The organism is Marinobacter sp., assembly GCF_014859525.1.
Lineage (GTDB): Bacteria > Pseudomonadota > Gammaproteobacteria > Pseudomonadales > Oleiphilaceae > Marinobacter.
This window is the reverse complement of the sequence record NZ_JACUUB010000002.1, coordinates 1-22,752: the sequence shown is the minus strand read 5'-3', so window position 1 is coordinate 22,752 and position 22,752 is coordinate 1. Positions and strand designations below refer to the sequence as shown.

The 22,752-nt window shown below is 59.3% G+C and carries 19 protein-coding genes and 1 pseudogene; 12 read left to right on the top strand and 8 right to left on the bottom strand.

The window, feature by feature from the left end; translation table 11 throughout:
* Positions 1-17 precede the first annotated feature (17 nt).
* Positions 18-209 (bottom strand): lipoprotein, encoded by a 192-nt coding sequence (locus IBX51_RS00880; protein WP_291827651.1) that lies wholly within the window; start codon positions 207-209, stop codon positions 18-20.
* Between the two features lie 72 nt (positions 210-281).
* The gene (locus IBX51_RS00875) at positions 282-3,131 is read right to left on the bottom strand and encodes a class I adenylate cyclase (RefSeq protein WP_291827648.1); all 2,850 of its coding nucleotides are present in this window, start codon (positions 3,129-3,131) and stop codon (positions 282-284) included.
* Positions 3,132-3,261: 130 nt separating this feature from the next.
* On the opposite strand from IBX51_RS00875, the gene IBX51_RS00870 reads away from it, so the two are divergent.
* Complete coding sequence (locus tag IBX51_RS00870) at positions 3,262-5,715, top strand: EAL domain-containing protein (protein ID WP_291827645.1); 2,454 nt, start codon at positions 3,262-3,264, stop codon at positions 5,713-5,715.
* 65 nt (positions 5,716-5,780) lie between these two features.
* On the opposite strand, the gene argH is transcribed toward IBX51_RS00870, so the two are convergent.
* On the bottom strand, positions 5,781-7,190 hold the full coding sequence (gene argH, locus IBX51_RS00865) for an argininosuccinate lyase (protein ID WP_291827643.1): 1,410 nt from the start codon (positions 7,188-7,190) through the stop codon (positions 5,781-5,783).
* 101 nt (positions 7,191-7,291) lie between these two features.
* Between argH and IBX51_RS00860 the strand changes: the two genes are divergently transcribed.
* The 6 genes from IBX51_RS00860 to IBX51_RS00835 all read left to right on the top strand — a co-directional run bounded on the left by IBX51_RS00860 (position 7,292) and on the right by IBX51_RS00835 (position 13,315).
* A complete protein-coding gene (locus tag IBX51_RS00860) occupies positions 7,292-8,362 on the top strand; it encodes a sensor histidine kinase (protein WP_291827906.1) in 1,071 nt (356 codons plus the stop codon).
* A gap of 10 nt (positions 8,363-8,372) precedes the next feature.
* Complete coding sequence (locus IBX51_RS00855) at positions 8,373-9,128, top strand: LytTR family DNA-binding domain-containing protein (RefSeq protein WP_291827641.1); 756 nt, start codon at positions 8,373-8,375, stop codon at positions 9,126-9,128.
* Positions 9,129-9,213: 85 nt separating this feature from the next.
* Positions 9,214-10,158, top strand: a complete 945-nt coding sequence (gene hemC, locus IBX51_RS00850) for a hydroxymethylbilane synthase (protein ID WP_291827638.1) — start codon at positions 9,214-9,216, stop codon at positions 10,156-10,158.
* A complete protein-coding gene (locus IBX51_RS00845) occupies positions 10,139-10,978 on the top strand; it encodes a uroporphyrinogen-III synthase (protein WP_291827636.1) in 840 nt (279 codons plus the stop codon). Before hemC ends, IBX51_RS00845 begins: the two co-directional genes overlap by 20 nt.
* A complete protein-coding gene (locus IBX51_RS00840; RefSeq protein WP_291827634.1) occupies positions 10,965-12,077 on the top strand; it encodes a uroporphyrinogen-III C-methyltransferase in 1,113 nt (370 codons plus the stop codon). The genes IBX51_RS00845 and IBX51_RS00840 overlap by 14 nt, the downstream gene beginning before the upstream one ends.
* Complete coding sequence (locus IBX51_RS00835) at positions 12,074-13,315, top strand: heme biosynthesis HemY N-terminal domain-containing protein (RefSeq protein WP_291827632.1); 1,242 nt, start codon at positions 12,074-12,076, stop codon at positions 13,313-13,315. The genes IBX51_RS00840 and IBX51_RS00835 overlap by 4 nt, the downstream gene beginning before the upstream one ends.
* A gap of 18 nt (positions 13,316-13,333) precedes the next feature.
* On the opposite strand, the gene IBX51_RS00830 is transcribed toward IBX51_RS00835, so the two are convergent.
* From IBX51_RS00830 to rho, 3 genes are all read right to left on the bottom strand, one after another.
* On the bottom strand, positions 13,334-14,326 hold the full coding sequence (locus IBX51_RS00830) for a 2Fe-2S iron-sulfur cluster-binding protein (RefSeq protein ID WP_291827630.1): 993 nt from the start codon (positions 14,324-14,326) through the stop codon (positions 13,334-13,336).
* A 13-nt stretch (positions 14,327-14,339) separates the two neighbouring features.
* A complete protein-coding gene (gene ubiD, locus IBX51_RS00825; protein WP_291827628.1) occupies positions 14,340-15,827 on the bottom strand; it encodes a 4-hydroxy-3-polyprenylbenzoate decarboxylase in 1,488 nt (495 codons plus the stop codon).
* A gap of 259 nt (positions 15,828-16,086) precedes the next feature.
* Complete coding sequence (gene rho, locus IBX51_RS00820) at positions 16,087-17,349, bottom strand: transcription termination factor Rho (RefSeq protein WP_291827626.1); 1,263 nt, start codon at positions 17,347-17,349, stop codon at positions 16,087-16,089.
* A 364-nt stretch (positions 17,350-17,713) separates the two neighbouring features.
* Here rho and moaB point away from each other — a divergent pair, with 364 nt between their 5' ends.
* The 4 genes from moaB to IBX51_RS00800 are packed head-to-tail and all read left to right on the top strand — an operon-like array spanning position 17,714 to position 20,225.
* On the top strand, positions 17,714-18,286 hold the full coding sequence (gene moaB, locus IBX51_RS00815; protein ID WP_291827623.1) for a molybdenum cofactor biosynthesis protein B: 573 nt from the start codon (positions 17,714-17,716) through the stop codon (positions 18,284-18,286).
* A 13-nt stretch (positions 18,287-18,299) separates the two neighbouring features.
* The gene (glp, locus tag IBX51_RS00810) at positions 18,300-19,514 is read left to right on the top strand and encodes a gephyrin-like molybdotransferase Glp (protein ID WP_291827621.1); all 1,215 of its coding nucleotides are present in this window, start codon (positions 18,300-18,302) and stop codon (positions 19,512-19,514) included.
* A 2-nt stretch (positions 19,515-19,516) separates the two neighbouring features.
* On the top strand, positions 19,517-19,777 hold the full coding sequence (moaD, locus tag IBX51_RS00805) for a molybdopterin converting factor subunit 1 (protein ID WP_291827619.1): 261 nt from the start codon (positions 19,517-19,519) through the stop codon (positions 19,775-19,777).
* 1 nt (position 19,778) lies between these two features.
* A complete protein-coding gene (locus IBX51_RS00800) occupies positions 19,779-20,225 on the top strand; it encodes a molybdenum cofactor biosynthesis protein MoaE (protein WP_291827616.1) in 447 nt (148 codons plus the stop codon).
* 126 nt (positions 20,226-20,351) lie between these two features.
* On the opposite strand, the gene trxA is transcribed toward IBX51_RS00800, so the two are convergent.
* Entirely contained in the window at positions 20,352-20,678 is a 327-nt protein-coding gene (gene trxA, locus IBX51_RS00795; RefSeq protein ID WP_011784020.1) for a thioredoxin TrxA, read from the bottom strand.
* Positions 20,679-21,011: 333 nt separating this feature from the next.
* Between trxA and ppx the strand changes: the two genes are divergently transcribed.
* A complete protein-coding gene (gene ppx / locus IBX51_RS00790) occupies positions 21,012-22,499 on the top strand; it encodes an exopolyphosphatase (RefSeq protein WP_291827904.1) in 1,488 nt (495 codons plus the stop codon).
* Positions 22,500-22,502: 3 nt separating this feature from the next.
* Here the strand turns inward: ppx and IBX51_RS00785 are convergent.
* A pseudogene (locus IBX51_RS00785) lies at positions 22,503-22,752 on the bottom strand (ABC transporter ATP-binding protein); the annotation flags it as partial.

The following is a 22,752-nucleotide window of genomic DNA, read 5'->3' as shown; positions in this document are numbered from 1 at the left end:
AGGTTCAACCACGACTCTCAGCGCTGAGCTGAGGCCTCATCGTCGGTCGATGTTCCGGCTTGACCAAACGGCGCCTCCACGCTGGCTGATCCGGCCTGCGGTGCCGCGTCGTCGCGATACAACGAGCCCTTCTGGCCACACCCGGAAACCATCAGAACAACCAGTAACAAAGCCGCAAACCGTGGCCGGCAACATGGTCCAACCTGCATACCCATACCCCTGAGTGAATAATGCCCGAAGTATACCCGACACCCGCCCTGCACCGCGAGAGAGGCGTAAACTCAGGGCAAGTAACTGTTCAGCGCATCCTCCAGCCTGGAGCGATAGTACAGGTATTGACCGGTCTGGATATCTCGCTGATAAAGGGTTGGCGCAAGGTCGTGGGGAAGGTGCAGGTCGGTCAGGTAAACCGGATAGGATTCGCCACCCGAGCGTAACGAGCGGATGTAGTGGGCCACCGCCGGGATAAGCCGGTCGCCGTACTCCTGAACACTGAACTCCTGATCATTACAGTAGATGTCGAACCTGAGGGTGCCATCGCCTTGTTGAATGCCGATGGCTTGCACTTCCAGACTCGACGCCGGCACCCTGGCGTCTTGCCGGGGCCGGAGCTCGGCCAGCCAACGGCCATCATGGCGAACCATTTCATAACAACGAATGTCACCGACCGCATCCAGATTGTCGGCCCGGCGCAACAGGCGCCGCTCGACCAGGTTGTCGAGAAAACGAAGCAGCGGTCCGAGCAGATGGTTGCGGTGGCCTGCCCGAACTGAACGCGTCCACAGACTGCCCTGTTCGTCCACCACCCAAAGCTGTCCTCTGTCACCCTGGAGCAACCAGAACACCTGAATGTTTTCAGCTTCCGAAGCCTGACAAACAACCCTCAACACCGGTTCATCCTGCAAGGCATGACGGTCTGGTACGGCTGGCAAGTACTGTTCCTGAGGCTGAAGCAACGCCTCCATCAGAGCCTGGCGATCGGCCAGCGCCACAAATCCGGGCTCCGCACCGCTGAACTGCAACAGAAAGTAGCGGCGGTCGATCTCGATGATGTAGCGCAACGGGTGCGGCCCTGTGCCGCCGGCAAAGAACTGGCGTACCACGTCGCCAAACAGCTCCCGTACCCGGCGCGCAATGGCCTGACCATGGCCGCGACTGGGCGCGGCAACCCGAATGTCCGGAAGTTGCGCTGGATGCAGCGCCACCGACGCCAGTACGTTCTTCAGGCACTGAATCAAGGTATCGCCTGCGGCATAATGCTGCAGACTGACTTCGTGCCAACTGTTCAGGTTGATCTGGTCGATGGTGATCACCAGATTGTCGCGACCACCACTGAACCCCAAGGAATCCGAACGAGCGCTGAGTTTGTGCAAGCCTCGCTCTGTCAGGTGCGACTGGGGATCAACGGCCACATTGATCAGTAACAGATTCTTCAAAGGACGAACGGCCCGGGACAGCGCTGCCCGGGGTGCAGGCGCCATCGGCAACGGCAAAAATCCCGACAACACGTCCAGAAGATCTTTCAGTTCAGCGACCGAAGCCACGCTTGTGCCTGAGCGAACATTGAGCCTGGTGGCCCGGCTCAGCAGTCCGTTACAGTAACTCCACACCAACAACTCGGCAAGATTGCCGGCACGGCGGATCACCGGTTGCCAGAAGGCGTCGGACGGGTCTTCAAGATCCCGATACAGAAGCCAGCCGTCGCCCGCGCCACCCTGTTCCGATTGGTGGTGAAAGGACAAATTCTCTTCCGCCAGCGAGGGCACCAGCCCGGGATTAACCAGCTCTACTTTTCCTGCCTTCCGCTGGAAAGCCGCATACAACTTCCGGCCCAGCAAATTGATGTCATTCGCAGTGATCGCGGCCTGGGCATGCTGCTCTCTGGCCAGCCGTGACAACAGGCGATAACTGTGGGTCAACTCCGCCACCACCTTTCGGCGCAGTCCGGTGACCTCCTCTGCCCGCCAGCGCTGGCGGTCGTCCAGTGACTGCACGCGGGCGTCTGACCAGCCCCAGTCCTGAACCAAATGACGCAGCAGTTCGATGCGCCACTGATCACCTGCCATACCCGCCCGGGTCAAGGGCAGCCCCGCCTTCAGGTACAAGCTGCGACGGACCAGATCCAGTCGCTCGGGTGTCTCGCTGTTCAGCAGCCACTGTTCAAGGCGCCGATACAACATAATGTAGGGGTCCAGAGCATCTGCACAAGTCTGGCCCTGATAGATGGCCTCTTTAAAGCTCGCCGACAACAGTGGCTGCGACTGATCCATGGCGTAGCATTCAATCAGTAACAACTTGAGAATGGCTTTCCAGGGCGCATCGATGCCCTTGTAAAGCTGCCAGATACCGGCACCCGGGAACTCTTCAGGCGGAATAGAGGGTACCGCACCGAAATCAATGAATTCGTTGGCTTTGATAAAGCGGCATTCCACCAGGCGCTGCCGGCAGTGTTCGTAATCAGCTTCGGCGCCCGCCGGTATCAACCACCACAGAGGAAATTGCCCGGCCAGATGAATACTGGTCCGATAGAACTCATCCAGCAACAGAAAGTGCTGGGCACTGCCGCAGTTTTCACCGGTCACCTCAGCCCGCTGCCGGCCCGCCCGCCAATCGGCCGCAGAGAACACAAACACGTGCAGCTCCACCCCCAATGTCAACGCCCATTGCGAGAGGCGTTCCGCCTTTCGCTCCAGACACCGAATACCGTGCTCAGGCAAATCTTGCCGATGACACAGCCAAACATCCAGGTCACTGGCCACCGAGTGGCCCAAGGTACCCGGGCTGCCCATCAGAAACAGGCTGTCCAGATCCGCCTTACGGCGCCCCTGATCGCGGTAACTGAAACTACGAGCGAAGCGACGGGCGGCGTCCAGCACCTCACGCTCCGGCGTGTAACCAGCAATACCCTGCGGGCAGTCACCATCCAGATAACCTGGCAAGGAAGGATGATTGAGGTGAAAAACAAGAGGCAACAGCTCCAGCACCACCCGCTGCCGATAGGTTAAAGCCGAACCGGCACGTTCCCAGCGCTGGCGGTTAACCAACAGAAACCGGTCCCGCAACCGTCGCAGGGTTTTGCGATCAATGCCGTCCTCGAAATCGAGAACGATGGGCGAGGCGTGAACGGTCAAGGCAGCTCCGGTGAATGGTTATTTTCAGCAAGATAGTCAGTATGATGACCGAATCGTGGCAAAACCGGTAAAAAAATAAAAGGATGACCGCTTTACGGCAACCGCCGCAAGCGGCTGATCCAGACGAGGCATGAGGGCTGTGAAAGAATTCCTGATTCAACGCTATCGACCGGACCCGGCCAGCCCGGTCATTCACCCTACCCTGCTGCGGGTGGACGACGACGGTTGCATTATTCAGACCGACCGTCATGCCGAATCCATGTTTGGCTACACCGCCGACGACCTCACCGGGCACCCGGTGCAGCGGGTGCTGGCATCCCGGCAGGACGACCCATTCGCGCCAGCGCACCGACATCATCTCGATAACGGCCAGACCGTGCTGGTGACCTTCCGCCACAAAGACGGTTTCTTTTTTACCGCCAGCCTCGGCCTGCGCATGGAAATGCGCGACTCCGACCGGGCCGCCAACGCGGCCATCGCATTCAAAGACAGCAGCGAGATGGACAGCCGCCTGCTCAAACTGGCGGAACAGGGCGCCGGCTTCGGACTGTGGGAACTGGACCTGCCCACCAACGAAATCAGCTGGTCGGACGGCATGTACCGGTTACTGGAACTGCGCCCCGGCACCGAGCTGACACCGGAGCAGGCACTGTTCTACTGCCAGGCCGGCCAGAACCGGGTGCGCGCGCTGTTCCGCCGCTGCATACGCACCGGGCAGTCGTTCAGCCTGGAGCTGGTCATGACCACCGGCCGGCAACGACTGCAACGGATAACCCTGGCCGGCCGCGCCCTGAAAAACGGCGGCCGGGTGCAGAAACTCGGCGGGGTAATGGTCAATCACAGCGAAGCCATGCGCCATGACCACGCCCGAGAACAGGCCCAGCGCATTCTGCAAGCCACCGCGAGCGCCACCCCCGATCTGGTGGTGGCGGTCGACAGCAGCCTCAACCTGCTGCATTTCAACACGCCCTGGGCCGCCCAGTTCAGCAGCGCATTCAGTCTGCAACCCAGGCCCGGAGACAACCTGACAACCCTGCTCAAGGAGTTTCCCAATGAGCGCCGGCTGATTGAGCGTCTGTGGCAACGGGCCTTTGACCGGGGGCACTTCATTGCCGAGATGCCGCTGAATCGTCAGGGCGAAGGGTTGCCGGTTTACGAATTCCACTTCCAGGATATCCGGGGCAGCCAAGGTGAGGTGATCGGCGCGGTGCACGTAGCCAAGGACATCAGTAAGCGCGTGCAGCACAGTGGCAGTGGCGACTACCGCATGCGCCACGATCCGATTACCGGCCTGATGAACCGGCGCTCTTTCGTCGAGCACCTGGAACGGGCCATGAAGCACAAGCTCAAACGCCAGTCCGTCGATGGCCTCCTGCTGGTCGACCTCGACAATTTCGAACACTTCAATGAAGACGCCGGCAGCGGCACCTGCGATCGGTATCTGCGCGAACTGGCTGGCCTTCTCGGTCTGCGGGTGCGCAACCGAGATGCCCTGGCGCGGTTGTCGGGCGACACCTTTGCCCTGTTCATCGAAAACTGCCCGGAACCCCGAGCCCGCAAACTGGCCGAAGAAATCCGCGAGCAGATCGCCCAGTTCCGGTTCGAATGGCAGGGCCGCCAGTTGCAGACCACCGCCAGTGGCGGCTTGCTGATTCTGAGCCAGGACGCACCCGATGCGCCCGAGCGGCTGCTGACGCAGGCGGCGGACCTGTGCCACACCGCGAAGACCTCCGGCCGAAACCGCATTCACACCGCCGCGGCGGTGACCGGCGAGCTGGCCAGTAGCGGCAGCGACCAGCAGCTTGAACAGTTACGGCAGGCACTGGATAACGGCGAGCTGATTCTCGAATTCCAGGACCTGAAGCCAGTCGCCAGTGTGACCTGGGGTGATCACATCGAGATCCTGTGCCGGGTTCCGGGGGCGGGCGCACAGGATGCGCCGCTGACGCCGGATCAGTTCCTGCCCATTGCCGAGCGCTTTGATCTGGCCAAGCGTCTGGACCGACAGGTCATCCGGCAGACGCTGGACTTTCTGGGCCAGTACCGCCTGCTCGAACCGCGCCTGAAATACTGTGGCTTTAATCTGTCGCTGGCGACCCTGCTGGATGACACCTTCGCCGACTTTATGGAACAGGTGCTGGCGCACTCGCCATTCCAGGCTCAGTGCTTCTGTCTGGAAATCCGCGAGTCGCACGCCAGCCAGTATCCGGATGAAGTGGCCGTGCTGTGCGATGCCCTGCACCAGGTCGGCTGCCGGGTGGCACTCGAAGGTGCCGGCGCCTCGGTGGAAAGCTACAGCCTGGCGGCCAACCTGCCGGTCGACATCATCAAGCTGGACCGGCGCATCATGAGCGATCTGGCCAGCGATCCGGTGCAACAGATCATGGTGGATGCCCTGCACCGGATTGCCGAGGCCGCCGGCAAGGAGACCGTGGCCACCTTTATCGAAAACGACGAAACCCTGAGGAAGGTGCGCACGCTGGGCATTCACTTTGGTCAGGGGTACCGGTTATCGCGGCCCCGGCCTCTGGCGGAACTGAAGCCTGCGGCGGTCAATCTCAGTACCGGGCGCATTGGCGGCTGAGCATCACCGGTGCGACACTAACCCGCGCCGGTGACCATTGCTTGCGGTTATGGCAGGGGCTCGGGTTATTTCAACGCCTGTCGGGCTCGGGCAACGGCAGCGCGCACCTGATTGGGTGCGGTCCCGCCCAGGTGGTCTCGGGCCTGCACCGAGCCTTCCAGGGTCAGCACATCAAACACATCCTCGCCGATCACCTCGGAGAACTGGCGCAGTTCGTCCAGCGTCATCTCGGACAGGTCACGGCTTTCGGCCACACCGAAGGCCACCGATTTACCGACAATTTCATGGGCATCGCGGAACGCCACACCCTTCTTGACCAGGTAATCCGCCAGGTCGGTCGCGGTCGAGAAGCCACGCTTGGCCGCCACTTTCATGTTATCGGCTTTTGCCCGGATCGCCGGAATCATATCAGCGTAGGCTCTTAAACAGCCCTTGATGGTATCAACGGTGTCGAACAGCGGCTCTTTGTCTTCCTGGTTGTCCTTGTTGTAGGCCAGCGGCTGGCTCTTCATCAGGGTCAGCAGGCTGATCAGGTGGCCGTTGACCCGGCCGGTCTTGCCGCGCACCAGTTCCGGCACATCCGGGTTCTTCTTCTGGGGCATGATCGAAGAGCCGGTGCAGAAACGATCTGGCAGATCGATGAAATCGAATTGAGCCGAGGTCCACAGCACCAGCTCTTCACTGAAGCGGGACATGTGGGTCATCAGCAGCGCGGCAAAGCTGCAGAACTCGATGGCGAAATCCCGGTCACTGACCGAATCCAGCGAGTTCTCGGAGGCCCGATCAAAGCCCAGCAGTTCGGCGGTCAGGTTACGGTCAATCGGGTAGGTGGTACCGGCCAGAGCGGCCGCGCCCAGGGGCATGATATTGACCCGCTTGCGGCAGTCCTGCAGGCGATCAGCATCGCGCACCAGCATCTCGTACCAGGCCAGCAGGTGGTGGCCAAAGGTGACCGGCTGAGCGGTCTGCAGATGGGTAAAGCCGGGCATGATGGTGTCGGCTTCGCGCTCGGCCAGATCCAGCAAACCCGCTTGCAGACGCTTCAGTTCCTCGGCGATGACGTCGATTTCATCGCGCAGATACAGGCGGATATCGGTGGCCACCTGATCGTTCCGGCTGCGGCCGGTGTGCAGCTTTTTACCGGTGATGCCGATGCGGTCGGTCAACCGGGCCTCGATGTTCATGTGCACGTCTTCCAGGCTCACCGACCACTCGAAGCGACCGGCTTCGATGTCATCCTTGACGCCGTTCAGACCCTCGATGATCTGGTCCCGCTCGGCGTCGGTCAGCACACCCACTTTCGCCAGCATGGTGGCATGGGCAATGGAGCCGGTAATATCATGGTGGTACAACCGCTGGTCAAAACCGACCGAGGCGGTAAAGCGCTCGACAAAGGCATCGGTGGGTTCGCTGAAACGGCCACCCCAGGGTTTTTCGGAGGATGTGGTCTGGTCAGACTTTTTCTGATCCGTCATGGTCTATCTTTCCTGCTAACGGCCCGGCATCATCACGCCGGCCATGGATAAGTGAAAATTTGCGGCAGTATAGCATTCCAGCCACGGTTAAGGAGACACCCCTGAACCCCGACAAAGGCATCACCAGAAAGCAGCCCGAAGACTTCTACGTTCCGGATCTGTGCCGGGTCCGGGCGGTGTTCCTGTTGCTGATCACCAGTGAGCTGCTGGTATTGGTACTGGCCATTGTTCAGGCCGAGCGCAGCTGGATTGACTGGAACTACTTCGGGTTGTTGTCTCTGTTTGTGCAGTGGACCACCCTCACCAGTGCCGCCTTGATTTGCCTGCTACGCCCCTGGCTGGCGCGGTTATCGGTTACCCGCGCCACTCTTGCGATTGTCGCCATCGTGCTACTGGACGTTCTGGCCTTCAGCCTGTTTGCCGACAGCGTGCTGCACCCGGAGCCTGGCATAGCCCTGTGGCAGGGTATTGCCAAAAAACTGTTGCTGGCTCTGCTTATTATTTTGATGGTGCTGCGCTATTTTTACCTGCAGCACCAGTGGCAGCAACAGCAGGAGGCGGAAATGCAGGCTCGCCTGACCTCGCTGCAGGCGCGGATTCAGCCCCACTTTCTGTTTAACAGCATGAACACCATCGCCAGTCTGATCGCCACCAATCCGGAGCAGGCTGAAGACGCCGTACTGGATTTGTCTGAGCTGTTCCGGGCCAGCCTGCGCACCGATGATCAACTGGTCCCACTGAGCCATGAGCTCGACCTGTGCCAACGCTATCTGACCATAGAAGCCTTGCGCCTCGGCGACCGATTAAACCTGGAGTGGGATATTCAGTCAGGCCTCGAACAGCAGGCCATACCGCCGCTAACATTGCAGCCGCTGGTTGAGAATGCCATTTACCACGGAATTCAGCCACGGCCAGAAGGCGGCACCGTTCGCATTGAAATTACCACCAAAGGTCATTTTGTTTATTTGATGGTGCAAAACCCGAAACCGGAACGCACTGGCCCACAACACCAGGGTAATCAGATCGCTCTGACCAATACCCAAGCCAGATTGCGGGCACTGTTTGGTGAACCGGCCGTGCTCAAGCACAGCCAGCAAAACAATATCTACACCGTGACACTGCGGCTGCCGAAACGAACCGTCAGTCAGTCGAACATTACGGCCCGACGATAGCAGGACAACCATGACCTCAATTGCGCAGCGTATTCTGATCGCAGACGACGAACCACTGGCCCGGCAACGCATCCAGCGGCTGCTGGACGCGTTGCCGGATTACACGGTCTGTGGCGAAGCCGTGGATGGCAACGACACCCTTCGCAAGGTCGCAGAACTGGAGCCCGACATTTTGCTGCTGGATATCCGCATGCCGGGCATGGACGGCATGGCAGCTGCAGAGCAACTGAGCCAGCTTAACAACCCGCCTGCGGTCATTTTCTGCACCGCTTACGATCACCATGCGATCAAAGCCTTTGAAGTGCGGGCAGTGGCGTATCTGCTGAAACCGGTGCGCCGCGAGGCGCTGACGGATGCGCTGGCCCGGGCCGGTAAAGTCAATCGTGTACAGCTTCAGGCGCTGACTCAGAGCGCCGATGCAGGGACCGAACAGCTGGCCGTTCGCACGTACCGGGGCACCGAATTGATCGATCTGGCCGATGTACGTTATTGCGAGGCCGATCAAAAATACGTCACGCTGCATCACAGCCGGGGCGAAACCGTCTGCGACTATACCTTGAAGGAGCTTGAGCAGGCGTATCCGGGCCAGCTACTGCGCATTCACCGGCACACACTGGTGGGCGTGCGCTTTATCCAGGCACTGCGCCGAAATACGGATGGCCAAAACCAGCTCATATTGAACGATTCCAGCACCTCTCTACTCGTGAGCCGGCGCCACGCCAGCCATGTCCGGCAATGGCTGCAGGAACACCAACCCTCCCCCTGACGGGGTAGACGCCCTGCCGCCGCGGGACTTTTTTGCTGCCACAAGGTAACCTTGGGGCACATTTTTCCCAACGACAGTGAGTGCCATGTCAACACGTACCCTTCGCATTGCAACCCGCAGCAGCGCCCTGGCGCTTTGGCAGGCGGAATTCATCAAAGCCGAACTGGAAAGGATGCACGATCACCTCACCGTGGAACTGGTGAAGATCAAAACCCAGGGCGACAAGATCCTGGATGTGCCCCTGGCCAAGGTTGGTGGCAAGGGGCTGTTCGTTAAAGAGCTGGAAGAAGCCATGCTGGATGGCCGTGCCGACCTGGCCGTGCACTCGATGAAAGACGTGCCCATGGAATTCCCCGAGGGCCTTGGCCTGGTCGCCATTTGCGAACGTGAAGACCCCACGGACGCCTTTGTCAGTAACCACTATGACAAACTTGAGGAGCTACCCCAGGGCGCTGTGGTGGGCACCTCCAGCCTGCGTCGGGAAACCCAGCTTCGGGCCAACCGTCCAGATCTGCAGATCAAAATGCTGCGCGGTAACGTTAACACCCGCCTGGCCAAGCTTGATGCGGGTGAATACGACGCCATCGTACTGGCCAGTTCCGGCCTTAAGCGCCTGGGCTTTCATGATCGTATCCGTTACGGCATGCCCGACACCGTGTCTTTGCCGGCCGTTGGCCAGGGTGCCCTGGGCATCGAATGCCGGCTGGCCGACAGCGAGCTGCAGCAACTGCTGGCGCCGCTGAACCACGCCGACACCGCTGACCGGGTCAAAGCCGAACGAGCACTGAACCGGCGCCTTGAAGGCGGTTGTCAGGTGCCGATCGCCGCCTACGCACTGCTGGAAGATAACGACACCACCGTATGGCTTCGAGGTCTGGTTGGCGCCGTTGATGGCAGCCAGATTTTCCGGGTTGAAGGCCGCGCTCCCCGAGCCGATGGCGAGCGCCTGGGCAGAGAGCTTGCCGAGCAACTGCTGGCACTGGGTGCCGACAAGGTACTGGCTGAGATCTATGGCCACACCCCACGCTGAGCCCGAGCAGCATGCACCATCATTAAAAAGCCGGAGAATACTGATCTGCCGGCCAGAACCGGAAGCTTCGCGCCTGGCGACCGCTTTTCTCGGCGCCGGAGCTGAGGTGCGGCTGATGCCGTTGGTCGCCAGAGAGCCTCTGCCGGAAACTCCGGAGCGTCGATCCCTGCTGCTGGAGCTCGACAGCTTCAGCCATATTATCGCTGTCAGTCCCTACGCAGCCAGATTGCTGCTCGACGAAATCGAACAATGGTGGCCACAGATGCCTATGGGAATTCAGTGGTATGGCGTTGGTGCAGGCACCGCTGCCGTCTTTTCTCAACATGGGATAAGGCCGCGCATGCCAGCCCATGGCTGGACCAGTGAGGCGCTTCTGGCGCTCCCGTCTTTACAACGACTCGAACACCAGAGGGTGCTGCTGGCCCGGGCCGAGCACGGGAGAGAGCTGATTCGCCAGACTCTTGAGCAGCGGGGTGCCCGGATAACGGTCTTGCCGCTGTACCGACGCTTCAGACCGTACTATCCTCCAGAACAGGTTCAAGACAATTTTGACGCCTTTGAGCCAGAGGTGATCATTGTGCTTTCAGGGGAAACCCTGAACAATCTTATCGAAACCGGCACTGATCACCCTCAGATGCTTGATAAGGCGCTGCTGGTTGTTCCGGCAGACCGTATAGCGGAACAGGCTCGTATCGCCGGCTTCAGCAACGTTCTGGTTCCTGAGGGCCTGACCGATCCGGAGCTGCTGGCCAGCGTGGCCGCCCGGCTGGCGCAGGGGGCCGCTGATAACGGAAAACCAAGTAAGGATGCCCGTGACTGAAACAACAAAACAACTGCCCGCACCCGTAAGCCCGAATAAAGCCGAGCGCTCGCGCCTTTGGCCAATCTGGGTAGTCGCGCTCATCGCCCTGGTTCTGGCGGTCACTCTTGCCGTGTGGAACTGGCAGCAGTGGCAAACCCATAAAGCCACCGTGCAGGTGATCCAGGACCTCCGGCAAGACACCGCGAGACTGGAAGACCGCTATGGCAGCCGAGGTAACGAACAATCCCAGCGCCTGCAGGCTGTAGAGGGCAAGCTGTCTGATCAGCGCGAGCTGATTGCCACCCAACAACGCCAGATTGATCACAATGCCCGCGAACTGCTTGAAGCAGGCAATCGAACGCGGACCGATTGGCTGCTGGCAGAGGCAGAATACCTGCTGCGAATCGGCAACCAGCGTCTGTTGATCGAAAAAGATATCCGGGGCGCCCTGGCTGCTCTGGAATCCGCCGATGAAGTGCTGCGAGAATCCGACGACATCGGGGTCTACCCAGTGCGCCAGCAACTGGCCCGCGAAATCCTGTCATTGCGCAGCATTCAGGGCGTTGATCGCACTGGTCTCTACCTGCAGCTGGAAGCTGCCATTGCCAGCATCCACGAACTCACCGATCAGGCGCTGATTCACGATCAGGCGCCGAGCTTTCGGATGAGCGAAGACTCCAATGCCCCGGCCGATGGCCGCAACATGTTTGTGCGGGGCTGGAACCGTTTTCTAGACACCCTGCAGCAGGTTGTGGTGGTGCGCCGCCTGGACGAACCCGTAAAGCCGCTATTGTCGCCAGACCAGAGCGCCTGGGCCCGCCTGAATCTGCAGCTGATGCTGGAAGAAGCCGAAATGGCCGTCCTGCGGGGCAACCAACCCCTGTACGAGCGCGCGCTGAGCAAGGCGATTAACACCGTCAACGACTGGTACGACAGCACCAATCCAGCCATCCGCGGGCTTTCCGACTCCCTGAATGAGCTGGCCAGCCACGATGTTGACCCAAAGCTGCCAGACATCAGTCAGTCTCTCGGGCTATTAAAAGAACGCCTGGCCGGCCGGCTTGCAACGGATAACGCAGACCGCTCCGGATCGGAACGCGGGGGCCAGGACTCATGATCCGATTGCTGGTTATCCTTCTGGTCGCACTGTTGATCGGTACCGCTCTGTCACTTGGACTAAGCTACGACCTCGGCTACATCCGGGTCAGCATTGGTCACTACCTGATTGAAACCAACTTCTGGGTCGGCCTGGGGTTGATCATTGTCCTGGTGGCGCTGTCGGTATTCTTCTTCAACACCCTTCGGCGTTTTCGCCACGGCACAGGTCTGGTGGCCAGTTGGGTTGCCCGCGGCAACGAACGCCGAGCCCGTCGGCGAACCACTCAAGGCCTGCTGGCTCTGGCTGAGGGCAATTGGCCCAGGGCCCGGAAACTACTCGCCAGTTCCGCCGACCGGGCTGACACCCCGCTGATCAACTACCTTGCAGCGGCCCAGGCGGCATTTGAATCAGGTGACCATGCCGCAGTGGACGATCTTCTGCGCAAAGCCTACGAGAGCACGCCCGGCTCCAGCATGGCGGTCGGCCTGACCCAGGCCCAGCTGCAACTGGCCGGCAACCGACTGGAGCAGGCGCTGGCCACACTGCTCAGGCTGCGCAAAGACTCGCCTCATCATCCGTTTGTCCTGAAGTTGCTGAAGAACACCTATTTACGACTGGAAGACTGGCGCGAGTTGTCAAAGCTGACGCCGGAGCTGCGCAAACGCAGCGTGTTACCCGAGAGTGAAATTGACAACCTGGAGCGGCTGGTCTGGCACAACCTTCTGGAGCAAGCCGCAGAAAGCACTGAACGCAAACTCAAAGACAACCCCACCGCATCACTGGAACCGTTAACCCGCCTGTGGGATGAACTACCGGGGTTTGTACGCCGAGACGAACTCACCATTCGGGACTACGCCAGACTGTTGGCGCGACTGGGCGATGAAGCACAGGCAGAAACCCTGTTGCGGAAAGTACTCAGAAATCATTGGAGTGACGAACTGATCAACCTTTACGGGCGGATCAAGGGCCACCAACCGGAAGAACAGTTGCTGATCGCCGAGCAATGGCTAAAGGATCGCCCCAACAACGCCGAACTTCTGCTGGCCTTGGGGCGGCTCAGCCTTCGCAACGAACTCTGGGGTAAAGCCAGGGAGTACTTCGAAACCAGCCTGAGGCTACGTCGCAGCCGGGAAACTTTGGCAGAACTGAGCCGGCTCAACGCCCATATGGGCGAAGAAGAAACCAGCGTTAAGTTACTGATGCAGGGATTGGCAACCGACCACGGCCTGCCAGAATTGCCCATGCCTCGGGCCTGAGACTCCAAGAACGCCGCCTCACCCCCGAGGCGCGTACTCGAGCACATCCGAGAAAAACGCCTGCTTGGGCAACCCTGCCGCCAGCAGCGCATCCATCAGGGTATACACCATGGCCGGCGAGCCACTGGCGTGTACTTCAACGTTTGTCCAGTCAAAGCCTGACGCCAGTACCGCACGCACCAGCTGATCGTGATGACCACCCCAGTCATTATCTTCATCATCGCCAACCACCGGCTGGAACGTAAACGGCGCCCAGTCAGTTTGCCACTGCTGAGCCAGCGAGCGCAGGTACATGTCTTCATGCTTGCGAACGCCCCAGAATAGCTTCACCGGATGGTTGAAGTCCGTCTCCTGGAGGTACTCCACCAGGCTTTTCATCTGCGCAAAGCCAGTACCCGCTGCCACCAACGCCATGGGTTTGGCAGGCGCCGCTGCGAGGCATGCCTTGCCGTGGGGCAATTCCACACTGACATCCTGGCCGGACGTCAGTGCATCAATCACTTTCTGTGCCGAAAGCCATTCCGGCGAGGCCTGAATATGCAGCTCGATGTTGCTAACGGACGGGCGGCTGGCAATGGAAAAGTAACAGGGATCCGCGCCCGGCAGATTTACCGCCAGATATTGCCCGGCATGAAAGGCCACATCCCGGCGCGCCGGCAACTGCAGCTCAACCCGATAAACATCATGGCTGAGGGAGCGGACGTCCACCACTTTGGCCTGAAACTTCCGGGGCTGATAATTTCCTGATGCCATAACGGCAGGTATCTCCAATTCTAGATCGGTCAGGGCCTGCGCCCGACACATCATCAGGCGCTGACCAACCGGTATGGGTTGCTGATTACGGGTATTCAGGACCTGGCCACTGAGCAGTCGGGCCTCACAGATCTCACATACGCCATTCCGACAGGCTGCCGGAACCCGAATGCCGGAGCTTGCTGCGGCCGATAACAGATCAACGCCTGCCGGTACCTGAAACGCAATACCGGAGGGCTGCAGTCGGACCCAAGACAACCCCGTGCGCCTGTCAATCAGGGCGAGGTGCCGGGATTTCAATGCCCAGGCTGTCCCACAGGTCATCGACCCGTTGTTTGACTTCATTGGTCATCGCAATCGCCGTGCCCCACTCCCGGTCGGTTTCCCCGGGCCATTTGTTGGTGGCATCCATCCCCATCTTCGAACCGAGCCCAGACACTGGCGAGGCAAAATCCAGGTAATCGATGGGAGTGCTCTCCACCAGGGTGGTATCCCGGGCAGGGTCCATACGGGTTGTCATGGCCCAGATCACATCTTCCCAGTTACGGGCGTTCACGTCGTCGTCGGTAACAATGACAAACTTGGTATACATGAACTGCCGAAGAAACGACCATACGCCCATCATCACCCGTTTGGCATGGCCCGGGTACTGTTTCTTCATGGTGACGATGGCCAGCCGGTAGGAACAGCCTTCCGGGGGCAGGTAGAAATCGACAATTTCCGGGAACTGCTTTTGCAGGATCGGAATAAAGACTTCGTTTAGCGCCACGCCCAGAATGGCAGGCTCATCGGGCGGGCGGCCGGTGTAGGTGCTGTGATAGATCGGATCGCGACGGTGGCTGATGCGCTCCACGGTAAACACCGGGAATTGGTCCACTTCGTTATAGTAACCGGTGTGATCACCGAACGGGCCTTCCGGCGCCATATCATCCGGATAAATAAAGCCTTCCAGGACGATTTCGGCACTGGCCGGCACCTGCAGATCGCTCAGCTCGGCTTTCACCAGTTCCGTACGGGCGCCACGTAACAAGCCAGCGAACGCGTATTCAGACAGGCTGTCCGGCACCGGCGTAACGGCACCGAGAATAGTAGCCGGATCGGCACCCAGGGCCACCGCCACCGGGTATGGTTTGTCCGGATTGGCTTTGCGGAATTCCTGATAATCCAGCGCCCCGCCCCGGTGGCTGAGCCAGCGCATGATCAGCCGATTGCGGCCGATCACCTGCTGCCGATAGATGCCCAGATTCTGCCGTTCTTTATTGGGGCCTCGGGTGATCACCAGCGGCCAGGTCACCAGCGGGCCGGCATCCCCGGGCCAGCAATGTTGTACCGGAATCTGGTACAGATCCACCTTATCTTTTTCGATCACCACATCCTGGCAGGGTGCGGAGCGGAGCACTTTTGGGCTCATGCGCATCACCTGCTTGAAGATCGGCAGTTTCTCTAGAGCGTCTTTGAAGCCCTTGGGGGGATCGGGTTCTTTCAGAAAGGCAAGCAGTTTACCTACGTCTCTGAGCGCGGCCACGTCGTCTTGCCCCATACCCAGTGCCACCCGTTTGGGCGTACCGAACAAGTTGGCAAGCACGGGCATGTCGTAGCCTTTCGGATTTTCAAACAACAACGCCGGCCCACCTGCCCGCAACGTGCGGTCGCAGATTTCGGTCATTTCCAGGTGAGGATCGACTTCCACGCTGATGCGTTTGAGCTCGCCCAGCTTTTCCAGCTGGCCGATGAAGTCTCTCAGGTCGTTGTATTTCATGCTGTGCTCCGCTTCTGGTCTACGGTACTACGGAGTTTGGGCGGTTCTGGACTGCCCTTTTCTTGCTTCTCTCTGGCGCTTTTTTTCGGAGTCAGCACGAAGCAGGGACTTCGAACGGCGTTATCGGGGGCTTCCTCCGGAGACCGTGCTTGCCAGGGATGGCAAGACCGAGCCCCCAGGGATGGGTTCACGGCGTGTCTCCGGAGGAAGTCCCCGGTAACGCCCGCCCCCGAAAGTCAGACGCGCATAGAAACCAGTATCAACGACGCTTCATAGACTGGAAGAATTCGTCGTTAGTCTTGGTGTCGCGCAGCTTGTCCAGCAGGAACTCCAGTGCAGCGGTGTCGTCGTCCATGGAGTGCAGCAGTTTGCGCAAAATCCATACGCGCTGGATGTCCGCTTCCGTCATCAGCAAGTCTTCACGGCGGGTGCCGGAACGACGAATATTGATGGCCGGGTAGACACGCTTCTCGGCGATTTTCCGGTCCAGATGGATTTCCATGTTACCGGTGCCCTTGAACTCCTCGTAGATCACCTCATCCATCTTGGAGCCGGTATCCACCAGAGCCGTGGCCAGGATGGTCAGGCTGCCGCCTTCTTCGACGTTACGGGCCGCGCCAAAGAAACGCTTCGGCTTCTCCAGCGCGTGAGCGTCGACACCACCGGTCAGAACCTTGCCAGACGACGGGATGACCGTGTTGTAGGCCCGGGCCAGACGAGTGATAGAGTCCAGCAGGATGATGACATCTTTCTTGTGCTCGACCAGGCGCTTGGCCTTTTCGATCACCATGTCTGCCACCTGGACGTGACGGGCCGGCGGCTCGTCAAAGGTGGAGGCGATGACTTCGCCACGCACGGTGCGTTGCATCTCGGTCACTTCTTCCGGACGCTCGTCGATCAGCAACACGATCAGATGACATTCCGGGTTGTTGCGCACGATGGACTGGGCAATACCCTGCATCAGCAGGGTTTTACCGGCCTTGGGCGGAGATACGATCAGACCACGCTGACCTTTACCGATCGGTGACACCAGGTCGAGTACCCGCGAAGTCAGATCTTCGGTACTGCCATTACCGGCTTCGAGAGACAAGCGCTCATCCGGGAACAGCGGGGTCAGGTTTTCGAACAGAATCTTGTTACGGGCGTTGTCCGGCTTATCAAAGTTAATCTCGTTAACTTTCAGCAGAGCAAAGTAACGCTCGCCGTCTTTGGGGGGCCGGATTTTGCCAGCGACGGTGTCACCGGTCCGCAGGTTGAAGCGGCGGATCTGGCTGGGCGACACATAGATATCGTCAGGTCCGGCGAGGTATGAGGCATCGGCAGAACGCAGAAAACCGAAACCATCCTGCAGAATCTCCAGGACACCATCACCGTAAATGTCTTCGCCGCTCTTGGCGTGCTTTTTCAGGATGCTGAAAATAACATCCTGTTTGCGCGAACGAGCGAGGTTGTCGAGGCCCATTTCTTGCGCGATTCCGAGCAATTCGGGCACAGATTTCTGCTTGAGTTCAGTAAGATTCATAATTTGTAGGATTTATCAGGAATGGAGTAAACGAAAGTTGGTATGACAGGGGTGCCCCTGAACGCATTGATCAAAATAATTAAAACAAGGTGCTGGCTAGGTGGAGCAACCGGTAACGATGAGTGCCGGTCATATGTGCTGGAGCCAGAGAGTGGGAACAACCGTTCACCGGGCAGTCAGCATAATCGAACACCTTCAAGGCGCGTGTCAAGGCTTCTGACTAAAATTAAGCCAGATTCATGATAAACATTTGCCTGGCGCTGCCCGCCAACTCCCTCTGATGGGTTACCCCCTTCCCATCCGTGGCACCGATCCGGATACTGACTATATTATACTGTTAATTGAATTATTACGGAGCCATTCCATGAGTATTGATCTCACCAGTGAACTCACACCTCTGAATATTGCTGTTCTGACCGTCTCCGACACCCGGGGCATCGACGAAGATACCTCTGGGCAATTCCTCGAAGACAGCGTCATCGAGGCCGGTCATCGACTGGTGTCGCGTCGAATTATTCCGGACGACATCTATCTGGTGCGCGCCCTGATGTCGCAATGGATTGCCGACCAGCAGGTTCATGCCGTTATCATCACCGGCGGCACCGGCTTTAATGAGCGGGACAGCACGCCCGAGGCAGTAGGGCCGCTGCTGGACAAGACCATCGAAGGTTTTGGCGAGGAATTCCGACGCCTGTCAGCCTCGGAAATCGGCACCTCGACCATTCAGTCCCGTGCCTTTGGCGGAATGGCCAACAACACGGTGATTTTCTGTTTACCCGGCTCCACCGGCGCCTGTCGTACCGGCTGGAACGGCATTCTGAAAGCTCAGCTGGACAGCCGTCACGGGCCCTGCAACTTCTCGGCCCTGGTGCTCAGAAAGCCGGAGCGTGCCTTCAGTCGTACCCAGGAAGTGATTGGCTACCGCGCAGAACGATAACCCAGGAGACCCCATGGCAAGCACCGATCTGATTTCTGTAGATGATGCACTGGCGCACATACTGAGCCATGCGACCCCGGTGACCCGAACCCAGGCGGTCCCGCTGACCGAATGCCTCGGCCGTGTGCTGGCAGAACACAAGTATGTGCCGTCCGATGTTCCGCCGGCCGACAACAGTGCTGTGGATGGCTATGCGGTCCTTCACTCCTGCGTGGTCGCCGGGCGGGCGCTGACGGTCTCGGATCGGGTGCCGGCGGGCACGGCGCCGAAACCGTTGCAGCCTGGCACCGCGGTGCGAATTTTTACCGGGTCGGAAATCCCTCAGGGCGCCGATGCGGTGGTTATGCAGGAGCAAGTGGAGCGCACCGGCGACGATGTTCTGATACTGACGGAGGTCAGCCAGGGGCAGAACATCCGGAAGCAAGGCCAGGATCTGTCCCAGGGTGACTTGGCACTGGCCCGGGGCGTGCGCATCCGCCCACAGGAAATGGGACTGCTCGCCTCAATGGGCATGCACCAGATTCCTGTTCTGGAAAAGCTGCGGGTGGCCGTGCTCAGCACAGGCGACGAACTGGTAGAACCCGGAACCCCGCTCAACCCAGGGCAGATATACAACACCAACCGATTCACCCTGATGGGCCTACTTGCGGAGGCTGGCTGCGAAGTAGTTCTGTGCGAGACCCTTAAAGACACCCGCGAAGCCACGCGCAACAAGCTGGAACAGGCCGCCGCCAATTCCGACCTGGTCATTACCAGTGGCGGCGTATCCGTCGGTGAAGAGGATCACGTGCGCGTGGTGCTCGAGGAAGCCGGCAACCTGTCGCTGTGGAGGATGGCCATCAAGCCCGGCAAACCCCTTGCCTTCGGCGCTATCAACGGCACGCCGGTGCTGGGGCTGCCGGGCAATCCGGTGTCGGTACTGGTCGCGTTCATGGTGATCTGCATGCCCTTCATCCGCAAATGCCAGGGCCGGACCGACGCAGCCCCTGTCGGGGATTATCTACCCGCAGGTTTTGAGGTTACCTCGCCGTCCACGCGGCGTGAATTTGTGCGCGCCCGCAAGGACGGCTCTGGTGCCGGAGCCTCAGTATTGGCCTTCTCCAATCAAAATTCCGGCGTACTCAGTTCGACCTGCTGGGCTGCTGGCCTGGCGGTGGTGCCAGAGCACACCACGATCCAGCCTGGTGATCCGGTTGCCTATTACTCTTTTACTGACCTGTTGAGCTGATCATGACTGATGCGACCCTGACCATTCGTTTTTTTGCCCGGCTGCGGGAAGAGCTGGATACCGAGAGTCTGCAGCTGCCGGCCACGCCAGAGCAGACCGTCGCGGACCTGTTGTCAGAACTGGCGGCAAGAGGTGACCGCTGGGCCCAGCTGCAGGGCGACCAACCGGTGATGGTGGCCGTTAACCAGGCCATGGCAAAGCCGTCCACGCCGGTTAATGCCGGTGACGAGGTGGCGTTTTTCCCGCCGGTGACCGGAGGCTGAGATGATTTCAATCCAGGAGCATGATTTCGATGTCGGCGCGGAGTATCAGGCACTACGCGCCAGCGGTTCGGGTACCGGTGCGGTGGTGACCTTTGCCGGACTGGTGCGGGATTCCGGGGATCTGTCCGGGGTGACCGGGCTGTTTCTGGAGCACTATCCGGGGATGACCGAGCAGGTGATCCAGGGCCTGATTGATGAGGCATCGCAACGGTGGGATGTGCGCCAGGCACGGGTGATTCATCGGATTGGGCCGTTGGCGCTGTCGGATCAGATTGTCTTTGTGGGGGTTTGCAGTGCCCATCGCGGAGATGCTTTTGAGGCTTGCGCCTTCATTATGGATGCCTTGAAGACGTCGGCGCCGTTCTGGAAGAAAGAGATTTCCGGGGATGATGCGCACTGGGTCGAACAGAAGGCTTCGGATGTGGAACGAAGCCAGACTTGGGAGTAGACGAGCCGCCCGCCTCAACCCATGATCTGCATTAGGATAAGTCCGATGATTCTGTCTGGTCGGGTCATGGCCATAAAAAACCGCCCGTGAAACAGCGCTCAGGGGCGGTTTTTTGCAACACCTTGATTAAAGGTTGCTGTCTAGAAAGGCGGCCAGCTGTGACTTGGACAGCGCGCCTACTTTGGTGGCGTCGACGTTGCCGTTTTTGAACAGCATGAGGGTCGGGATACCACGGATATTGAACTTGGGCGGAGTCTGCTCGTTTTCGTCGATGTTGAGTTTGCAGACCTTGAGCTTGCCGTCGTATTCGTCGGCGATCTCTTCCAGAACCGGTGCGATCATTTTGCAGGGGCCACACCACTCAGCCCAGTAGTCTACCAGCACCGGAACGTCAGATTTCAGTACGTCCTGCTCAAAAGACGCGTCGGTGACATTAACGATATTTCCGCTCATTACTCTTTCCTGATTCAGGCGCTCCCGGACCGCTTATAGCCGGCCACGGCAAAGTCGCTGTTGACTGTAGCAGACGAGGTAAACCGTGAACGGTTTACCGCCTGCCCGGATTTCGTTAGTCCATTACTTTACGCGATTGCGCTCCTGAATGTGAAGCGGGTTATTCTGCCACCGGCGTTGATCCGCATCAGTAATGACCGCAGTCGGTTACTGACAGCCCCCCGGGCTTTCTTTTATAGTAGCGGCAACGGCACCAACATATTCACCCCACACAGGACGCCAACCAACGTGACGGCCGCATCTACCGCCGAGAACGCTGTACCTTCCCCGGATATGCTGGCAGCCATTGATATGGGCTCCAACAGCTTCCACATGGTCGTGGCCCGTCTGGTTCATGGTGAAATCCGTGCAATCGAGAAAATGGGCGAGAAAGTCCAGCTGGGTGCAGGCCTGGATCAATACAATCGTTTAACGGAAGCGGCCCAGGAACGGGCCCTGGAATGCCTCAAGCGCTTTGCTCAGCGGCTGCAAGGGATGCCTGCGGAAGGTGTGCAGATTGTTGGCACCAATGCCCTTCGGGTCGCTCGCAATGCCTACGACTTCATTGCACGAGCGGAGGAAGTGCTCGGCTACCCGGTTGAAATCATCGCAGGCCGGGAAGAAGCCCGTCTGATCTATCTCGGCGTTTCTCACACCCTGTCAGACGACCAGGGCAAGCGGCTGGTGATTGATATTGGCGGCGGCAGTACCGAGTTCATTATCGGGCAGCGTTTTGAGCCCCAGGAGCTGGAAAGCCTTCACATGGGCTGCGTATCTTTCCGCAACCGGTACTTTCCGGATGGCAAGGTGGCTCGCCGACAAATGGACAAAGCTATTATTCATGCCGAACAGGAATTGCTGAATATTCGCCAGCATTACCGGGCGGTGGGCTGGCAGAGCGCCGTCGGCTCGTCCGGTTCGATCAAGGCGATTTCCAGCGTCCTGGCCAATCTGAAAATTACCGACGGCACCATTACTCGCGATGCCATGGAAGAATTGCGCAAACGCCTGGTGGATATGGGCAAGGTTGAAAAACTGTCGGATCTCGGCGTGCGACAGGATCGCCAGAGTATTTTCCCCGCTGGCTTTGCCATTCTGCTGGCAGCGTTTCGTTCTCTGGACATCAAGGACATGACGTTTGCCGATGGCGCCCTTCGGGAAGGCCTGTTGTACGATATTGTTGGCCGCATCCAACATGAGGACGTGCGTGAGCGAACGATTGCCGCACTGCAGGAACGTTACCATGTGGACCAGGCCCACGGCGCCGCCGTGGAGAAGACCGCGATCGCGGCCTGGGCTCAAGTGGCGGATGACTGGGGCCTGCACACAGCGGCAGACGAAGACGTCTTGCGCTGGGCATGCCGGTTGCACGAGATCGGCCTGACTATTTCTCATAGTCAGTACCATAAACACGGCGCTTACCTGCTGCGTTACTCGGATTTGCCAGGCTTTACCCAGCAGTTCCAGCGCGACCTGGCAACACTGGTCCGTGGTCACCGCCGCAAGTTTTCGGGCACGGTGTTCGAAGGTATCGAGACAGAGGACAAACCCAGGCTTCGCTACTTGTGCGTGCTATTGCGCCTGGCCGTCCTGGTGCAGCACCCCCGCAACCTGGAAGACCCACCAGCGGTTATACTGCATGGTCACGAGAACAAGCTGGTGTTGGAGTTTCCGGAGGGTTGGCTGGACAACCGGCCGCTGACCCTCGCGGACCTGGAGAACGAGCGGGACTATCTGGCTCGCCAGGACTTCACCCTGGAGATCAGTGGCCGGTTAGCCTGAGTCTCAGCCGGCGAGTTCGGCCTCCAGGCTTTCCACGGTTTCGCTGACCTCCAGCCATTCAGCCTCGACCTCGTCCAGCTCTCGCTTCAGGCCGGTCTGCTCGGCCAGCAGTTCTTTCAGGCGAACCTTGCCTCCGTCCTCATAAACAGAAGACTCCCCAAGCGACACTTCCACTGCACCGAGTGCCTGCTGCAACTGGTCCATACGCGACTCCAGCGCACTCTGTTTTTTTCGCCACGGGCTCAGCTTTTGT

Bases quoted from the DNA above. Each gene is read 5' to 3' on its own strand.
- IBX51_RS00855 (WP_291827641.1), top strand. From the start codon at position 8,373: ATGACCTCAATTGCGCAGCGTATTCTGATCGCAGACGACGAACCACTG.
- IBX51_RS00870 (WP_291827645.1), top strand. From the start codon at position 3,262: ATGAGGGCTGTGAAAGAATTCCTGATTCAACGCTATCGACCGGACCCG.
- moaD (WP_291827619.1), top strand. From the start codon at position 19,517: ATGACTGATGCGACCCTGACCATTCGTTTTTTTGCCCGGCTGCGGGAA.
- IBX51_RS00840 (WP_291827634.1), top strand. From the start codon at position 10,965: ATGCCCGTGACTGAAACAACAAAACAACTGCCCGCACCCGTAAGCCCG.
- glp (WP_291827621.1), top strand. From the start codon at position 18,300: ATGGCAAGCACCGATCTGATTTCTGTAGATGATGCACTGGCGCACATA.
- argH (WP_291827643.1), bottom strand. From the start codon at position 7,190: ATGACGGATCAGAAAAAGTCTGACCAGACCACATCCTCCGAAAAACCC.
- trxA (WP_011784020.1), bottom strand. From the start codon at position 20,678: ATGAGCGGAAATATCGTTAATGTCACCGACGCGTCTTTTGAGCAGGAC.
- IBX51_RS00800 (WP_291827616.1), top strand. From the start codon at position 19,779: ATGATTTCAATCCAGGAGCATGATTTCGATGTCGGCGCGGAGTATCAG.
- moaB (WP_291827623.1), top strand. From the start codon at position 17,714: ATGAGTATTGATCTCACCAGTGAACTCACACCTCTGAATATTGCTGTT.
- hemC (WP_291827638.1), top strand. From the start codon at position 9,214: ATGTCAACACGTACCCTTCGCATTGCAACCCGCAGCAGCGCCCTGGCG.
- ubiD (WP_291827628.1), bottom strand. From the start codon at position 15,827: ATGAAATACAACGACCTGAGAGACTTCATCGGCCAGCTGGAAAAGCTG.
- IBX51_RS00835 (WP_291827632.1), top strand. From the start codon at position 12,074: ATGATCCGATTGCTGGTTATCCTTCTGGTCGCACTGTTGATCGGTACC.
- IBX51_RS00845 (WP_291827636.1), top strand. From the start codon at position 10,139: ATGGCCACACCCCACGCTGAGCCCGAGCAGCATGCACCATCATTAAAA.
- ppx (WP_291827904.1), top strand. From the start codon at position 21,012: ATGCTGGCAGCCATTGATATGGGCTCCAACAGCTTCCACATGGTCGTG.
- rho (WP_291827626.1), bottom strand. From the start codon at position 17,349: ATGAATCTTACTGAACTCAAGCAGAAATCTGTGCCCGAATTGCTCGGA.
- IBX51_RS00880 (WP_291827651.1), bottom strand. From the start codon at position 209: ATGCAGGTTGGACCATGTTGCCGGCCACGGTTTGCGGCTTTGTTACTG.